Raw genomic sequence first — 15,765 nt, 5'->3', positions numbered from 1 at the left:
TTTGGGGGCTAAGATTTTACAAAAGACTATTTGATTTTATGTCAAAGCAGTAGCTGTCTTGGAAAGCGATAAAGTCGTTCCTAGCTTGAATTAATTTTAACTTTGAAGGATCTATACTTCTACAATAAAAATCCATATCAAATTGTTCAATAAGTATTAAGCATCTATTTTTTATTATTAACTGTTCAACCAAGATAAGTATTTTTATTAAATGGCAGTGTTAACTACCCGATTTATATATGAATAAAAAACAGGCACCTTGGTAATAGGAATTATTTGCATTTAAGCGTTGACAGATAGTTAAATCTAACTGATAATCACTATCAACAAGGCGGGAAGCATACTGACTTGTAACGGAATGAATTGATTTGTTTCTCGACCCTGAAACAACGTGTGGCGCACGTTAACAGCTATGGTTACTTGTTATGAGCCGCAACGCCCCTTGATGTTGATGACGAGTAACCGCCCTACTATTTTACTTGCTACATTGCTCATATCGGTGACGGTAGATATGAAACTAAAAAAGCCCTTACGGGCTTTTTTTATGTCTGTAATTTAGTAAAACTAAGATTAGCGACGGTTCTTACGCGCTCTCGCTCGACGTTGAAGTTTTTCTTCTTCTTTAGCTGCTTTTTTAGCTTCTGCTGCCGCGCGTAAACCAGCAACCATTACTTCTTCTTCCTCACGCATTTGCGGAGTTTCCATAGTAATACGGCCAATAATACCGTCGCGCAATTCGTTAATTAGGATTTCAGACATTTTGTACGTGTCTATTTGATTACCACCACGAATACAGCCGCGTTTTTTACCCGCCATTTCAACAAATTCCCAGTCATTTTCAGGCAATTCGGCAATTTTATAACGTGCTTTTAAAAGCTCTGGGTATGCACGTAATAAGTACTCAGCAGTGTAACTTGCTACTTCTTCATACTCGAGCGCTGTATCACGAATAGCACCGGTAGCGCCTAAGCGATAACCTGAGTTTTCGTTCTCTACTTTTGGCCAAAGCATACCAGGCGTATCGTATAGCATAATGCCATCTTCAAGCTTAATACGTTGCTGCGCTTTAGTTACCGCAGGTTCATTACCTGTTTTTGCAACTATACGCCCAGCTAATACATTAATTAACGTAGATTTACCTACGTTAGGAATACCCATTATCATGGCTTTAATTTGCTTATCGGCACCTACTTTATGCGGCACTAGCTTTTTACAAAGTTCGTTAATACGATGTACTTCAGCCGCCTTATCATGTCCAAAAGAAATCGCTTTAACACCGTTTTCTTGCTCAAAATAATCTTTCCAGATTTGAGTCATTTTAGGATCAGCTAAATCAGCTTTGTTCATAATTTTGATGACCGGCTTACCTTCACGCAAGGTTGCCACCATCGGGTTTTCACTACTGTAGGGAATGCGCGCATCAAGCACTTCAATGATCACATCCATTTGTGGCATTATTTCTTTAATTTCATTGCGGGCTTTATTCATGTGCCCAGGGAACCACTGGATAGCCATTTTTAACTCCTAACGTATAATTAACCGCTATTTTAACTGGCAATTCATTTAATTGCGCTATACTGGCGCAAATTTTTTCAGATTAGTTGTTATGGCTCTTAAATCCACCATTATGAAAGTGCAGTTATCGCTTAGCGATATGGACCGCCACGTTTATCAAGATTTTAATTTAACCTTGGCCCAACACCCATCAGAAACCGACCAACGGTTGATGATTCGCTTACTCGCTTTTGCGCTAAATAGCTGTGATGGTTTAGAATTTACTAAAGGATTAAGTGCTGATGATGAGCCTGAACTTTGGCATGTAAGCTATAGTGAAGAAATAGAACTATGGGTTGAACTTGGCTTACCAGATGAAAAACGCCTTAAAAAAGCCTGTAATAAATCTAAAAAAGTGGTTCTATATACTTATGGTGAAAACAATCAAACAATTTGGTGGCAAAAACACCAACCTAAATTGTATGAATTTAAAAATCTAAGTATTTTTAGCCTTGATTACGCAGCAACACAAGCACTTGCTGCTTTAGTTGATCGTGGAATTAAGCTCGCCATTACCATTCAAGATGGTGAAGTATGGGTAAATACCGATACAACCAATATTGAGATAAAACCGCTGCAATTAATGTAATTACGGTAGTTATACCAATTGCATTAAATTAGTTATCTATTATAGCGACAAATAAATAAGTAGATAACAAGGCGAAAATTATGACATATAGTTGTTCTATATAAATAATTTTTAACGCAGGTAGCGGATTATTTAATACGCTAGAATGATCATGTTTTTAATAAAATTGGTATTAGGGGGCATATGAAAGTTAAACACATTATTGTTTTACATGGCTTATATATGTCTGGCTTTGTTATGCGTCCATTATGCTCCCGCTTGGAAGAATCTGGCGTAAAAGTACTCAATATTACCTACAATACGCTCGATCCTAATCGCGATACTATTTTTGCTCAAATTGATGAGTGCATTGCTAGTGAGCCATCTGCACTTGTATGCCACTCTCTTGGTGGCTTAGTTGCTCGCGCCTACCTAGAAGCTAACTCAGTGGCCAGCCAATTCGTTACAAAAGTAGTTACTTTAGGTACTCCTCACCAAGGTAGCCATATTGCTCATAAAATGAAGCAAAAAGGTTTTGAGTCTTTTTTAAAAAATAGCGTTGAATTTTTACTTACGCAAAATGGTAATTGGCCATTTAAAGCTAAGCTCTACAGTATTGCAGGTGACTTACCTATTGGATTAATGCCACTTATAGTTAAAGGCAGTAAATCAGACGGTACGGTATTACTTGATGAAACAAAGCTTAAAGGTATGGCTGAGCATAAGGTGTTTCATTTGAGCCATACCAGTATGATTTACTCACGCGAAGTGGTTAATTATATTTTAAAGTGCTTAAGTGAAGATTAGTCTTCTGCAGCATCTGCTATTTTATAACTGATTAAAAATATAATCCCTAATATGAGCGGTATGGGTGCAGCAATGTAGCCAAAAAGGTCTGAGTTCGCAAAGCTCGCACCCGCCAGGTGTGCTACTAAACCAAGTACAAATGCGACGACTGCAATACCTACCACTATTAATTCTGATTTATTTTGTTTTGCTGTTTTTGCATGCATGCTATCTCTCCTAATTATTTCGACAACATTATTATGCACCGTTAAGTAGAGTGATTTTTGACCTGCATCAATAAAAAAATAGCTAAGCTATTAGCTTGAATAAAGTTTGTTTTAGATCATATTTCATACTGATTTAAGATTTATTTACTTTAAAGGGATGGTATTTTGTTTAATCCGACCCATATCTATTAATAGTCTAAAGTGAATATAGGTATCAAAAACAGCTAATAGGTTAAAACTATTAACTAGATACATTTAAACGATTTTACTAAATCATTGGGATTAGCAATACTTATCGCACGTTCACAAATCAACGGTTATTCAAGGAGCAAGTTATGTCACAGGTAAACGCAATAGGTCTAAACAGTGCTAAAAGTGATGACATCGTAAAATCACTCAATACGCTATTAAGTAGCTACCAAATTCAGTACATGAATGCGCGTGGTTTTCACTGGAATATTAAAGGCCGTAACTTTTTTGAACTACACGTTAAGTTTGAAGAAATTTACAACCTATTACTTTTAAAAGTAGACGAAGTTGCAGAACGTATTTTAACGTTAGATGGCGCACCTCTACATGCATTTTCTGATTACTTAAAAGTAAGTGAAATTAAAGAAGCTAAAGGCATTAGTGATGGCGTAACGGCTGTAGAAAATCTACTTGCTGGTTACAGTACATTAATTCACATGCAGCGTGACATTTTAACCCAAGCAGGTGATGCAGGCGATGAAGGTACAGCCTCACTAATGAGCGATTACATCTCAGAGCAAGAAAAATTGGTTTGGATGCTAAAGGCTTACTTAGACTAAACTAGCAAAAAAAAGCCCTCAATGAAGAGGGCCACAAATAGGGATAAATCGTTAAATAATCAAGCGATTCGGTTACTATATTAGTCTCCTCCCAATACTAAACAACGCCCCTGTTACCAGTGGCGTTGTTTTTGGTTTAAGTGGGCACAATGCTTATATATTGGGATAAACAATGTATAAGCATTACTGATCTTATTATTTTTTCCAATAAAAAAGCCCCAGCGATACTGAGGCTTTGTGAACGTAACTAATTAAGTAACTATATTAGTGTCGTTATTGTTGGTTAGAATTTACTTCTAAAACCTATGTAGAATGATTGACCAATTGGGTCATACGTACCTGCATCAGTTTCAGTACCAGTACTTGAACCGCTCACACCCGATAAAATGCGTGGTGGCTCTTTATCAAATAAGTTACTTGCACCAGCGTAAAGCTCTGTTGAATCGCTGATATGGTAACTTGCTTGAACATCATGATACGTTACTGAACCAATCCCTACTCCACCTGGAGCAATACCAAAACCACTTAAGAATTGATCATCAAAGTCTGCAGCGCCAATGTAAGTTAAGCTCCAGTTAAAATCAAAGTCGTTAAGTTTATAACCAAAGTTCCAGTTAGCTTTATGCTCTGATGCACCAATTTCTCCAGCAAACTCATCTTTATCAGCGCCTGGAAGTGGAATGCTATAACCATCGATTAGGTAAGTATAAGCAAGACGAGTTCTAAACGCACCAGGACCAATATCAGCAGAGTACGTTAGTGTTAAATCAACACCTTCTGTACCTAAACCACCACTGTTAGATACACCACTGTCGATAAATTCTAGTGAACCAGCACTATTATTACCTGATGGCGCACTACGACGAGTTACAAAGTCACAAAAGCTTGTATCGCCGCCGCCATAACATTGGTCAAGAATAAACTGACGAGGTGTTGATACGATTGCATCTGTAATTTCGATATCAAAGTAATCAAGCGTAATATCTAGTCCTGATATTAGGTTTTCTGGTGTAAATACTAAACCTACTGTTACAGAGTCACCAACTTCTTCTTTTAAATCTTGGTTACCACGGTTAAAGCCACTAATGCCTTGTAAGTCAGACTGGTTAAGCGTGAACTCACCATTTGAAGCGATATTAGTTGTAACACCACCATCTGTTCGACAAGCATCACCAGCAGCACCACCGCCACTATTAGTAACACCTAAACATGGATCGTTTAAACCACTTGGGAAAGTTTGTGAAGGCGGAGAAAATAGTTCATCGATATTTGGAGCACGTGTTGAACGTGCACGGGTAGCACGTAAACGTAAGCTATCCATTACTTCCCAATCTACACCCACGTTCCAACTTTCAGTGCTACCTACAGTTGAATAGTCAGATAAACGAACAGCTGCGTTCATTGTTACAGTATCAAGCACTGGTATATTTGCTTCTACATAATATTCAGTTACATCAAACGAGCCTTCTGTTGCTGGGATTGCATTACCCGCATTAAGACCTGCTTGCTGTAGTGCATCAAATTCACTGCGTGAAAATTCTTCACGGTATTCAAAACCAGCTGCAATACCTACCGTACCTGCTGGTAAATCAAATAAATCACCTGAAATATTACCACCAATGATTTCTTGCTCAACCGACGTTGAAAGTGAGCTAGGTGCACTTACAAAATCAATAGCACCTTGCGATAGCGAATTGAAACCGTAAATGTCTACCGGCGCACAGTTAAAACCACGTGCTGTCGCATCGATACAAATAGCCTCATCAGTAATACCATCGCCATCTAAATCTTGGCTATCGATAACAGCTTCTAAACCTTGACGAAAGCTTTGTACGTTAACTAAACCACCTGAAACTTGCTGCTCTTTTGTTTTACCGTATACATAGTAAGTATCGTAGAACCAACCATCTGCTATTTCACCTTGAAAGCCTAGTGCTAAACGGAATGTATCACGCTCAGCTCGTGCTCCACGGTTACCGATATCACTTAAGCGCTTTGCAAAAAAGATATCACGCATACCATCACCGTCGGTGTCGGTTGCTGCGTTATATATATCATCAGGTACAAATGCGTTACGCAATATTTCACCATTTACATTAAATTCAATCGGTACTTGGCCATTTGCATAGATGTCGTCAGAGGCAAAAGGAAATGGCTCTAATTCAGAAACGGTTGTTGTTGCAGCGTAAGTACCTTCATAAAAAAAGCTATGCTTGTCGCTTAGCTCGTAGCTACCATTTGAGGCAAATAAGTAACGTTCTGTAGGTATCGCTATCGTACGTACGCCACTTCGGTTAAAACCATTTGCAGCTACGCCATCACCACCGTTAGTACTAAACGAGTTTTGTAGGGTGTTTGCATCATTAAACGTAAATGTTTCATCCCCAGCGCTAAAGCGACCTTGTGGTGGGAAAGAAGATAAAAACGGGCTTACCGCATCAAATATAGAACCAGGGTTTGCAACTGGATCATCTTCAAAGTAAATACCTGAAAATTGGTCTACTGCCGAGCGGTCACGGTCACGTGAAAAAACAGCACCTTGATCAGAATATCCAAGATGGAACATCGCGTGCCCTTTCCCATCTGAGCTTGATAAGCCTGAGGTAAAGTTAAATTGGCGTGATTCATCGTCGCCTTCGCTTGATTCACCATATTGGCCTTCGAATTCAATACCTTCAAAATCATCTTTTAGTACAAAGTTAACTACACCAGCAACAGCGTCAGAACCATAAACAGATGAAGCACCACCTGTCATAATTTCAACACGTTCGATAAATTGACTCGGAATAGTATTTAAATCGACAGCAGAGCTACCTGGTACACCTGATACATAACGACGACCATTCACTAAAACTAATGTGCGGTTAGAGCCTAAATTACGTAAATCAACAGTAGCAACACCCGCACTTGCGGTATTAAAGTTTGAGTTAGTACGGCTAATAGCTGGTGAACCAAATGCAGGGTTCTCTAATAATAAGTCTTGAATATTTAACGACCCTGATGCATCAATAGCAGCACTATCTACAACTTGAATAGGCGCTGATGACATCGCCTCAGCTGAACGAATTCGAGAACCTGTAACTTGTACGCGTTCTATTTTAGTAATTTCGTCATCTTCTGCAGCCACACCTTGAAATGAAATGCTTGCAAGTATCGCGCTGCTTAGCGCAACTGTTAACGACGATTTTTTAAATAATCGCGCGCTACCTTTGTTAGTTGATGTCATATAATTCCCCTGAATTGTTATTTTTGTAACTAAATAGTTACTTCGCGGATTACAGTAAGGGGATTTATTTAAACACTCTACGTACATTATTTATTAGGCGTAATCTTTGGTATGAATAGCTAGTTTGATGGGATGAATTAGTACGTCACAATTATTTTATAAATATATTGTACTTTTCATAACAGTTTTTCCGCTAAGCACGGTCTTTGTTATTATATACAGCAAGAGATATAAAATAATGGTCGCTTCTTTTCATGCATTAACTTTTGTTAGTAACACTAAGTTTGCAACATTTTTAACAAAGCGCGTGCAAGAGCATCGTCACTTTGAATCTCAATCTTTTATTCAGGCAAACAGATTAGATCAAATAGATACAGATCAATACAACGTACTGTTTTACGAACTAACTAATCTGGCTGACCCTATGCAAATAGTGCATTTAACTGAGCTTGCTAAAAAGCTTAAGTTAGTCATTATTGCCCAGTCGGGTCATTTTGCGAGTTTTGCTTTTGAAGTTGGCGCTGTTGATTTTTTAATCTTAGATTCAACTACACCACGTATTGATAAATGCTTTGATAAGCTAATTCATCTTTGCCCGATTGCAAGTGCGGCCGAACGCCAATACCAGCAAAGCACACAAACTGAAAAGCCATCATCACACATTGTGGTTAAAGATGTAGGTAAGGTAAGGCTAATTGATATAAATGATATTATTTGGATAAATGGCGCGGGCAACTATGTAGAGCTGCATTTTACCCAAGGTAATACGCCGGTATTACACCGCGAAACCATGAAAAATATTGAACAGCAGCTAGAACCAGAAGGGTTTGTTCGCATTCATCGCTCAACGCTGGTAAGAAAACAAGCTATCTGCGAACTGATGCCTACCGACAGTGGCGATTATAAAATAAGGCTAAAAAACGATATATGTCTAAACCTTTCAAGGCGCTATAAAAGCTGTTTAGAGAGTATTATAAGCCCTATTCAATAGCGGTTTATAATACTCATATTAATTACCAGTTCTGTTTTATATAACTATCACTTGGATGCACTAATAAATAGCTTTCTGTATCTTTATAAAAATTAACTTCTACATCGCTGTTTTTCCATATTTTTTCAAACATATCTTTAGCTATAATATTAATATTTATATAGTCCACTCGTTGATAGCCTCGCTCTTTTACACCCGCAAAATAGGCCTCTAAGACATTAAGACTATCCAAAGTTAATAGCTCAAATTCTTTTAAGTTAACGACCACAAACTTAATAGTATTTTTAGGGTGAGAGCTCAATTCTTGAATAACACCGTTAGTTAGCGATGTTATTCCTTCATTGTTAAAGCTCCCCTTCAATTCTAAATACATCTGAGGGGGCTGTGAACAAATCTGAAATTCACCATGTGCTCCAAACATAAATCGCCTTACATATATCAACTTCTATATATAGGATAATACAATTTTCCGATTTTGCAGTTAATTTAACAGCGCAATAAAAAAGGCCATTTCGAGGGCTTTTTCTTCTAAGCTTTTAAAGCGACCTGATGCACCACCGTGCCCTGCATCCATATCGGTTTTAAATACTAAAATATTACTGTCTGTTTTAAGCTCACGCATTTTTGCAACCCACTTCATAGGCTCCCAATACTGCACTTGTGAGTCATGAAGACCGGTAGTAACGAGTATGTTAGGATAGTTTTGTGCGCGAATATTGTCATACGGCGAGTAAGCTTCAATTACATCATAAAACTGAAGCTCATTTGGATTACCCCATTCATCATATTCATTTGTTGTGAGCGGAATACTTTCATCAAGCATCGTGGTTAATACGTCTAAAAATGGTACATGACAGCCTACACCGCAATATAACTCTGGTGCTTGGTTTACAACCGCCCCCATTAATAAACCACCTGCACTGCCGCCTGAGGCAAACACATTGCTGCTATCACAATAGCCTTGCGCAACAAGCGCTTTTGTCACATCAATAAAGTCACTAAAACTATTTTGTTTATGCTCTTTTTTACCTTGCTCATACCACTCGCGGCCTAGCATTTCAGACCCTCGAACATGCGCGATAACATAAACAAAGCCACGATCGAGCAAGCTCAGTGACGAACTTGAAAAACTGGGATCAATCGTATAGCCATACGCACCATAGCCGTATTGAAATAACGGATTTGTGCCATCTTTTTTAAAGCTGTCTTTTCGATAAACAACAGATACAGGTACTTTAACTCCGTCGCGAGCAGTTACCATTAATCGCTCCGACTGATAGTCATCGGCATTAAAACTACCAAGTACTTTTTGCTGTTTAAGTAGTGTTTTTACACCAGTTGCTAAATCAACATCATATAAAGAACCTGGTGTTGTTAAACTTGAGTAATAAATACGCGCAGTGCGTATTTCTGGCTCTGGGTTCATTGCTATCGCTGCATAATAACAAGGATCGGCAAACTCAAGTGCCATACGATCACCTTGCCTATTAACAACTACAAATCGAGCTTGCCCTTGCTCGCGTTCACTCAATACTAAAAAGTCATTAAATAACTCTACACCTTCAAGCAGTACATTTTCTCTATGAGCTGTATGCTCAAACCATTGTGTTTTATCAGCAATCGTTTCGTTTGTTGCCGTCATTAATCTAAAGTTTTTAGCTTGCCAGTTAGTCACAATATAAAATGTGTCACCTAGCTTATCTACGTCAAACTCGTGGCCATCTTCACGCGGCATTAATGCTTTAAATTCGCCAGTGGGCTTATTAGCATCAAGCACCCATGTATCGTTGGTCTCTGTCGATGCTAAATCAATAATAATTAAGCCTTCGTCGCGGCTTTTACCAAGCCCCATAAAAAAGCTGCTGTCTTGCTCTTCGTAAACCTTTACGTCTTGGTTTTGCTCGCTGCCAAGCTCATGCCTAAATACTTGGTATCCTAGTAGCGTTTTTAAATCTTTTTTTACATAAAAAACGGTTTTATTGTCGTTAGCCCAAACAACTTGCCCTTCTGTATTTTCAAGTACATCAGGTAGCATTTCACCGGTCGCTAAGCTTTTAAAGCGAACATTATAAATACGACGGCCTTCTGTATCTTCGGAGTAAGCCATAAGCTGCTCACATGGGCTGAGGGCGACTTCTCCTAGCTCAAAAAACTCAAATCCCTCAGCCAATACATTCACATCGAGTAAAAGCTCTTTATTATCGGCCTTTATGCTCGTGCTTCTATAATGGCGAGAGTATTCATCATCACCACGAACTTCTGAGTGATACCAGTATTTCCCGTCTTTAACGGGTACCGAGTTATCGTCTTTTACAATGCGTGCTTTTAACTCTTCAAAAAGTGTATTTTGTAGTGGCTTCATTGCAGCTAACTGTTCATCACAATACGTATTTTCAGCATGTAAATGTGCAAGTACTTGCTCATCCTGGCGATCGTCATCGCGCATCCAATAGTAATTATCAGTGCGTTTTTTATTATGGGTACTTAATGTATGGGCTTGCTGTTTAGCAATCGGGAAATTAGGCAATAAACTTAAAGAGTAGTCAGGACAAGACACAACAAAACCAATTAAAAAAATAATGTGATTTGCAGTTTATCATAAAAATAAAAAAGCCCATCCAATTGTTGGATGGGCTAAAACGGTAAACGCTTCATTACTAAAACCGCTATACCTTTGGGAAGATAATTCACTAACTGCCTTACTAATACCAACCCGCAATAATACCTAATCAATTTGAGAGATTAAACCGCACGTTAACTTCGTTAAAAATTTCTCATATAGAACAATAAGCTTTATATTTGCTGCCAAGCCATAGCCCAGCTTTGTCCAACACCGGGCTCGAACATATGCTTTTTATCGTCACTCGCGCGACAAAATTCATTAAATGGCCAAGGCCTACATTGATAAACATGCCCAGTTTTTGGTTGCAATACCTTTGTACCCGCATTATAGTTTTCGCAATTTTCAGGGTACACGTAATCATAAATATCAAGATTATTAACAACACGTTCATCGCATTTTGCAATACAATGAAAATCAACATGTGCTTTACATATACCACTGCTTTGTAGTGCAAAAATTTCATTATTTCTATAGGCAACAACTAAACCTTGTTCGATCATTTTACCTGCACTAACAAGAGGTACATGCACGTTAATATGCTCGGCAACTAAACGTGGCCATGCATGAGGTTCACCTTGCCCAAGCGAGGTGATTTTGTAATCAAATGATAAACTAACCAGCTCTCCTTGCATGTCGTAAAAGGTTACACTCACCATATCGCCAATAAATAATTGAGTATGATGATTTAAGCAACCTATAGCTGACCATTTTCCACAGGCCAGCGACGTATGCATAAACACAGCAACACCTTAAGAGTTACAAAATATTATCCATACACTATGGATACACAAAAAGCATACTGAGAGCAAGTGAAACATAACAACACGTTATTCAGTAGTCCCGCTAAAATCGCTTTATAAAAAGTATTAGACCGGGAACTTTGCGCCCTAATCTTTCGATTAGTTTGCTTGCAATGCAGCGATTATAATTCGGCCTAGCATAACAATCAAACAAAAGAATGTAACCAAAAATAAAACCAATCCTTTAAGACTGGTTTAATGTGTTTTTAGCTAAATAAATAAGTTAAAGGTTCTTTCGCCCACGTAAATGCAAGTAGCAAGAGTAGAGCTACAAATATTAGCCACGCTAGCCAAGGCGCTTTTGTTACTTCAGCCTTAGAGTCATCCGCTTTTAACTCTTTTAAGCCTGTGATCATCGCTTTAACGAGCGGCTTACCTTTTATTCTATAAACAATAATAGCTAATACATGTAAACCAATAGCACAAAGTAAAATGTCAAAATTCAGCTCATGTAGCCAATTTGCAAAATCAATCGTATCGCTAGACACATACTTTGCAAGCGGTCCGTCAGTTAAAATGCCATCACTACTCATTAACCCAGTAATAAGTTGCGTAATTATAATTATAAAAAATACCATTACCATACAACTGCCAGGTGCTGAATGGCCCAGCGAGTCACTTGGCGTCTTTAGTGCCTTTAAAATAGCACGAGGAGAGTGCATCAACCCACTTAGTCTAGCGGTTTCACTTCCAATAATGCCCCATATTAAACGCGTTACGATAAGTGCTAAAGTAAAAAAGCCAGCAACAAAATGAAGCTCAATCATGCCTTCTTCAATACTAAAATAAAGCACCGCAATACTTACAACCAAAAACCAATGGAAGCATCTAATAAACCCATCCCATACTTTTAACGTCGTCATTGCGCCCATCCTTAAAAAAACAGTATTATCTAATTCGTTAACTACTTTAACATCATAATATTAAGGTATCCTTATGAGCCATTCTACAAGCCGTGAGAGTAAATACTATGCAACCCGTTAAAAAAGCTATTTTAAAAGGGTTTTTAGACATGCTTCCCCTGTGTTTAGCGGTTATTCCTTGGGGTATTTTATGTGGCTCTTTAGCAATTCAAAATGGCTTCAGCGCACTAGAAACCCAAGCAATGTCGCTATTAGTATTTGCAGGCTCGGCGCAACTCGTTGCGATTGAACTTATGGCAGGTAACACACCATTGCTAACAATCCTATTCACAACATTTATTATTAGCTCTCGACACTTTTTATACGGTTTAGCAGTGCGTCATAAAGTCATTGATCAACCTATGCGTTGGCGCTTACCAGTAAGTTTTGTATTAACCGATGAGCTATTTGCGTTTTCTCATCATCGAAAAGCGTATAGAACAAAAACACGTTTAATATACGCATTGAGCGCTGGTTTTAGCTTTTATATTGCATGGAATATTTGGACGTTAATTGGCATTGTAGCGGGCACAATGCTGCCCGACTTAACCAATTTAGGGCTCGACTTTGCGATTGCTGCCACGTTTATAGCTTTAGTTATTCCGGGGATTAAAAATTTAGCCTCACTTATTACGGTAATTGTGGCGGGTGTTAGCGCAACGCTTTTAAAAAGCACCGGATTTGAGCTATGGCTTGTTTGCTCAGCGCTGCTGGCAATGGCCGCAGGTTATAGCACAGCAAGACTAACCGCTAAAAAGGAAGCAACGCCATGATGACAACTATTTTACTCATGGCGTGTATTACATTTTTTACGCGTTATTTATTTTTACACCGCGCTTTACCGTTTAAAGTAGGTCCTAAAATGCAGCAATTTTTAAGCTTTAGCGCACCTGCGGTGCTTACAGCAATTTGGGTGCCTATCGTGTTTTTAAATGAAGATGGCATTGATTTAAACTGGCAAAACCCTTATTTAAGCGCAGCGATAGTCGCCATCATTGTTGCCTATAAAACACATAATATTTATTACACAACGCTTGCCGGTATGGGACTATTTCTAATTTTAAATTAGTGCGATCTTTATACTTTATGAAATACTGCACTCAGGTTAAAATGCGGCTAACAACAATAAAAAAGACGCCAATATGCACAAATTTCATCAATTAAGCGCAACAAGCTTACAGGGTCAGCCTATCAACTTTAATGATTTTGAAGGTAAAGTTGTGCTTATTGTTAATACCGCAAGTAAATGTGGATTTACCTACCAATACGAGTCGCTTCAAGCTTTGCATAATAAATATGCCAGCCAAGGTTTAGTTATTTTAGGGTTTCCGTGTAATCAATTTGGTCAGCAAGAACCCGGGGACGCTACACAAATAGAGCAAGGGTGCTTAATTAATTTTGGTGTGAGTTTTTTAATGGCGGCCAAAGTAGATGTAAACGGTAAGCATGCTCATCCAGTCTTTCGTTATTTAAAATCAGCCTTGCCTGGGTTTTTAACACGCAAAATAAAGTGGAATTTTACTAAATTTTTAATTGCCGCAGATGGCACGCCAATTAAACGTTATGCACCTTTTACTAAACCCAAAAAGCTAGAGCTTACAATTCAAAAAGCTTTGGCACAGGCTAAAAGCACGCTTTAAAAAGTAATAAAGAGGCGCAAGGCCTCTTTATTGCCAATACTATTGAAACTTAAACATACACATAACTGCACATTTAAACTCTCAATATTAATTGGTATTTTATTTATACTAGTGAAATTTAATCGGTGTAATCGCTTAAATCGTCTTCGCCTAGATTTTTACGCAAGCGTTTTTGCTCAAGGTAGTCTTCCAACTTCTTTTTAACCTTTTGCTTGTTCTTATCGTGTTGATTACGGCCGAGCATTTCGTACTCGTCTTCAACAAAATCGTCATCTAGCGCATCGTAACTAAATGTCTTACCCACAACCCACTCCATAAAGTGTTTGAGACCAACCAAGGATTTTATTATCGCAATAGCTGGTAAAATTAAAAAATGTTTGATGCCAAAGTGCTCTGCAAATTAACATCAAAATAAAGCCACGTGACTACTGTAAATAATCTTCATGTCAGTAATGTGAATAAATAGCGCTAAATTTGAATTGAGGAAAGTGAGAGTTTTTTATCGTATCGATAAATAAAATTTATTAATTTTCATTAGTTAGCCAATTTGACTAAAAAATAGTTATTTATTAATTATTTTGACTTGCTAAAAAATAAAGAAAAACACTTAATCAACTGTTTTATATGGAAAAACAAAACTGGCATCAAACTTGTTATTAATTAATCGTCATCAACAAAAAGTAGAGAACGAACATGAAAAAATTACTATTAGTTAGCGCATTAATTTGTACGCCAGCCGCTATGGCTCATAACGACAACGATTCTGCAATTTCATTTAGTAATGATGAGTGTAACGTCGAATTTAAAAATGATGTGCGCATTAAGCCAAACGAATTGGAAATTTTTACCGCCAATAATAAAATCATGCAATTTAATACCCATGGTGACTTAACCGTAAATGGCGAGCTTGTAGCGCTTAATAGCTCACAACGCGAAGCACTGAATAAGTACTCTGACAGCTTACGCACTCAATTACCTGAAGTAGCTAATATAGCGCTTGAGGGTGTTAAAATTGCCGGTGTGGCATTAGAAGAGGTAGGCAATGCATTTAATATTGACGGTCTTGATAATATGTCTGAGCTTATGGACGACATTAAAATTGAAGTAGAAAACACATTTTACCAGCAAGGTACATTTGTAATGGGCCAACAAAGTTTTAATCAATTTGGCGAAAACTTTGAACAACAATTTGAGCAGCAGATAGAAACAGCGGTTGAATCAGCAGTAATGCAATCAATGGGCAGTATTTTAGTGGCTTTAGGTTCTGAGTTACTTGGTTCAGGCGGCGATATGGATGCCTTTGAACAACGCATGGAAAATATGGGTGCACAAATAGAAGAAAAAGTAGAGCTGCATGCAAGTGCACTTGAAGAACGCGCTAACTCTTTATGTGAAAACTTTGCTGATATTGCAAAACAAGAAGAGCAATTAGTAATGCAAGTGCCAGAGCTTAAAGGTTACCAGTTATTTAGCTTTAAACAAAATTAGTACAGCAAACGTTATTTAACATCCCTTTGGCAGCACTTAATTTACTTAAATGCTGCTTTTTTTTGTGTTTCGCAAACTTATACCAACCTGCATAAATCTTTGATCAATTTAACGAATTAAATTGCACTATAACTTCGTTAAAAATTTTTTA

16 protein-coding genes and 1 riboswitch are annotated in these 15,765 nt (G+C 37.9%); of the genes, 8 read left to right on the top strand and 8 right to left on the bottom strand.

Translation table 11 applies throughout. The annotated features are described in order from the left end of the window. Window positions 1-570: 570 nt before the first annotated feature. Window positions 571-1,515, bottom strand: coding sequence for a ribosome biogenesis GTPase YlqF (ylqF, locus tag P20652_RS05255; protein WP_008170628.1), 945 nt, complete (start codon window positions 1,513-1,515; stop codon window positions 571-573). A 91-nt stretch (window positions 1,516-1,606) separates the two neighbouring features. Between ylqF and P20652_RS05260 the strand changes: the two genes are divergently transcribed. Both P20652_RS05260 and P20652_RS05265 read left to right on the top strand, forming a co-directional pair. Beyond that, a complete protein-coding gene (locus P20652_RS05260; RefSeq protein WP_033017716.1) occupies window positions 1,607-2,143 on the top strand; it encodes a YaeQ family protein in 537 nt (178 codons plus the stop codon). A gap of 183 nt (window positions 2,144-2,326) precedes the next feature. Further along, on the top strand, window positions 2,327-2,929 hold the full coding sequence (locus P20652_RS05265) for an alpha/beta hydrolase (RefSeq protein WP_008170626.1): 603 nt from the start codon (window positions 2,327-2,329) through the stop codon (window positions 2,927-2,929). Here P20652_RS05265 and P20652_RS05270 read toward each other — a convergent pair. After that, window positions 2,926-3,135: a hypothetical protein gene (locus P20652_RS05270; protein ID WP_008170624.1), complete on the bottom strand. Its 210-nt coding sequence runs from the start codon at window positions 3,133-3,135 to the stop codon at window positions 2,926-2,928. The two genes, P20652_RS05265 and P20652_RS05270, sit on opposite strands and share 4 nt — an antisense overlap. A gap of 335 nt (window positions 3,136-3,470) precedes the next feature. Here P20652_RS05270 and P20652_RS05275 point away from each other — a divergent pair, with 335 nt between their 5' ends. Further along, a complete protein-coding gene (locus P20652_RS05275; protein ID WP_008170622.1) occupies window positions 3,471-3,944 on the top strand; it encodes a Dps family protein in 474 nt (157 codons plus the stop codon). A 283-nt stretch (window positions 3,945-4,227) separates the two neighbouring features. On the opposite strand, the gene P20652_RS05280 is transcribed toward P20652_RS05275, so the two are convergent. Then, window positions 4,228-7,170, bottom strand: coding sequence for a TonB-dependent receptor domain-containing protein (locus tag P20652_RS05280; RefSeq protein WP_008170620.1), 2,943 nt, complete (start codon window positions 7,168-7,170; stop codon window positions 4,228-4,230). A 238-nt stretch (window positions 7,171-7,408) separates the two neighbouring features. Between P20652_RS05280 and P20652_RS05285 the strand changes: the two genes are divergently transcribed. Further along, window positions 7,409-8,161 (top strand): LytTR family DNA-binding domain-containing protein, encoded by a 753-nt coding sequence (locus tag P20652_RS05285; protein WP_008170618.1) that lies wholly within the window; start codon window positions 7,409-7,411, stop codon window positions 8,159-8,161. Between the two features lie 22 nt (window positions 8,162-8,183). Here the strand turns inward: P20652_RS05285 and P20652_RS05290 are convergent, their stop codons facing one another. The 4 genes from P20652_RS05290 to P20652_RS05305 form a co-directional block, all read right to left on the bottom strand. Next, complete coding sequence (locus tag P20652_RS05290; protein WP_008170616.1) at window positions 8,184-8,582, bottom strand: hypothetical protein; 399 nt, start codon at window positions 8,580-8,582, stop codon at window positions 8,184-8,186. Between the two features lie 60 nt (window positions 8,583-8,642). Next, on the bottom strand, window positions 8,643-10,718 hold the full coding sequence (locus tag P20652_RS05295) for a S9 family peptidase (RefSeq protein WP_008170615.1): 2,076 nt from the start codon (window positions 10,716-10,718) through the stop codon (window positions 8,643-8,645). A 236-nt stretch (window positions 10,719-10,954) separates the two neighbouring features. Continuing rightward, window positions 10,955-11,518: a hypothetical protein gene (locus P20652_RS05300; protein ID WP_008170613.1), complete on the bottom strand. Its 564-nt coding sequence runs from the start codon at window positions 11,516-11,518 to the stop codon at window positions 10,955-10,957. A gap of 96 nt (window positions 11,519-11,614) precedes the next feature. Beyond that, a riboswitch (cyclic di-GMP riboswitch) is annotated at window positions 11,615-11,703 on the bottom strand. Window positions 11,704-11,790: 87 nt separating this feature from the next. Next, window positions 11,791-12,447 (bottom strand): cytochrome b/b6 domain-containing protein, encoded by a 657-nt coding sequence (locus tag P20652_RS05305; protein ID WP_008170611.1) that lies wholly within the window; start codon window positions 12,445-12,447, stop codon window positions 11,791-11,793. A gap of 107 nt (window positions 12,448-12,554) precedes the next feature. Here P20652_RS05305 and P20652_RS05310 point away from each other — a divergent pair, with 107 nt between their 5' ends. The 3 genes from P20652_RS05310 to P20652_RS05320 all read left to right on the top strand — a co-directional run bounded on the left by P20652_RS05310 (window position 12,555) and on the right by P20652_RS05320 (window position 14,126). After that, window positions 12,555-13,259, top strand: coding sequence for an AzlC family ABC transporter permease (locus P20652_RS05310; protein ID WP_008170609.1), 705 nt, complete (start codon window positions 12,555-12,557; stop codon window positions 13,257-13,259). After that, complete coding sequence (locus tag P20652_RS05315; RefSeq protein WP_008170607.1) at window positions 13,256-13,555, top strand: AzlD domain-containing protein; 300 nt, start codon at window positions 13,256-13,258, stop codon at window positions 13,553-13,555. Before P20652_RS05310 ends, P20652_RS05315 begins: the two co-directional genes overlap by 4 nt. A gap of 73 nt (window positions 13,556-13,628) precedes the next feature. Next, window positions 13,629-14,126, top strand: a complete 498-nt coding sequence (locus tag P20652_RS05320; RefSeq protein ID WP_008170606.1) for a glutathione peroxidase — start codon at window positions 13,629-13,631, stop codon at window positions 14,124-14,126. A 118-nt stretch (window positions 14,127-14,244) separates the two neighbouring features. On the opposite strand, the gene P20652_RS05325 is transcribed toward P20652_RS05320, so the two are convergent. After that, the gene (locus tag P20652_RS05325; protein WP_007579801.1) at window positions 14,245-14,430 is read right to left on the bottom strand and encodes a PA3496 family putative envelope integrity protein; all 186 of its coding nucleotides are present in this window, start codon (window positions 14,428-14,430) and stop codon (window positions 14,245-14,247) included. A 389-nt stretch (window positions 14,431-14,819) separates the two neighbouring features. On the opposite strand from P20652_RS05325, the gene P20652_RS05330 reads away from it, so the two are divergent. Further along, entirely contained in the window at window positions 14,820-15,614 is a 795-nt protein-coding gene (locus P20652_RS05330) for a YggN family protein (RefSeq protein ID WP_008170602.1), read from the top strand. Window positions 15,615-15,765 lie beyond the last annotated feature (151 nt).

This window comes from Pseudoalteromonas sp. BSi20652 (genome assembly GCF_000239855.1).
Taxonomy (GTDB): domain Bacteria; phylum Pseudomonadota; class Gammaproteobacteria; order Enterobacterales; family Alteromonadaceae; genus Pseudoalteromonas.
Note: the sequence above shows the minus strand (reverse complement) of the source record. Positions and strands in the feature narration are given on the sequence as shown.

Excerpts from the sequence above, each read along its gene's own strand:
- ylqF (WP_008170628.1), bottom strand. The coding sequence starts at position 1,515 with ATGGCTATCCAGTGGTTCCCTGGGCACATGAATAAAGCCCGCAATGAA.
- P20652_RS05260 (WP_033017716.1), top strand. The coding sequence starts at position 1,607 with ATGGCTCTTAAATCCACCATTATGAAAGTGCAGTTATCGCTTAGCGAT.
- P20652_RS05265 (WP_008170626.1), top strand. The coding sequence starts at position 2,327 with ATGAAAGTTAAACACATTATTGTTTTACATGGCTTATATATGTCTGGC.
- P20652_RS05270 (WP_008170624.1), bottom strand. The coding sequence starts at position 3,135 with ATGCATGCAAAAACAGCAAAACAAAATAAATCAGAATTAATAGTGGTA.
- P20652_RS05275 (WP_008170622.1), top strand. The coding sequence starts at position 3,471 with ATGTCACAGGTAAACGCAATAGGTCTAAACAGTGCTAAAAGTGATGAC.
- P20652_RS05280 (WP_008170620.1), bottom strand. The coding sequence starts at position 7,170 with ATGACATCAACTAACAAAGGTAGCGCGCGATTATTTAAAAAATCGTCG.
- P20652_RS05285 (WP_008170618.1), top strand. The coding sequence starts at position 7,409 with ATGGTCGCTTCTTTTCATGCATTAACTTTTGTTAGTAACACTAAGTTT.
- P20652_RS05290 (WP_008170616.1), bottom strand. The coding sequence starts at position 8,582 with ATGTTTGGAGCACATGGTGAATTTCAGATTTGTTCACAGCCCCCTCAG.
- P20652_RS05300 (WP_008170613.1), bottom strand. The coding sequence starts at position 11,518 with ATGCATACGTCGCTGGCCTGTGGAAAATGGTCAGCTATAGGTTGCTTA.
- P20652_RS05305 (WP_008170611.1), bottom strand. The coding sequence starts at position 12,447 with ATGACGACGTTAAAAGTATGGGATGGGTTTATTAGATGCTTCCATTGG.
- P20652_RS05310 (WP_008170609.1), top strand. The coding sequence starts at position 12,555 with ATGCAACCCGTTAAAAAAGCTATTTTAAAAGGGTTTTTAGACATGCTT.
- P20652_RS05315 (WP_008170607.1), top strand. The coding sequence starts at position 13,256 with ATGATGACAACTATTTTACTCATGGCGTGTATTACATTTTTTACGCGT.
- P20652_RS05320 (WP_008170606.1), top strand. The coding sequence starts at position 13,629 with ATGCACAAATTTCATCAATTAAGCGCAACAAGCTTACAGGGTCAGCCT.
- P20652_RS05330 (WP_008170602.1), top strand. The coding sequence starts at position 14,820 with ATGAAAAAATTACTATTAGTTAGCGCATTAATTTGTACGCCAGCCGCT.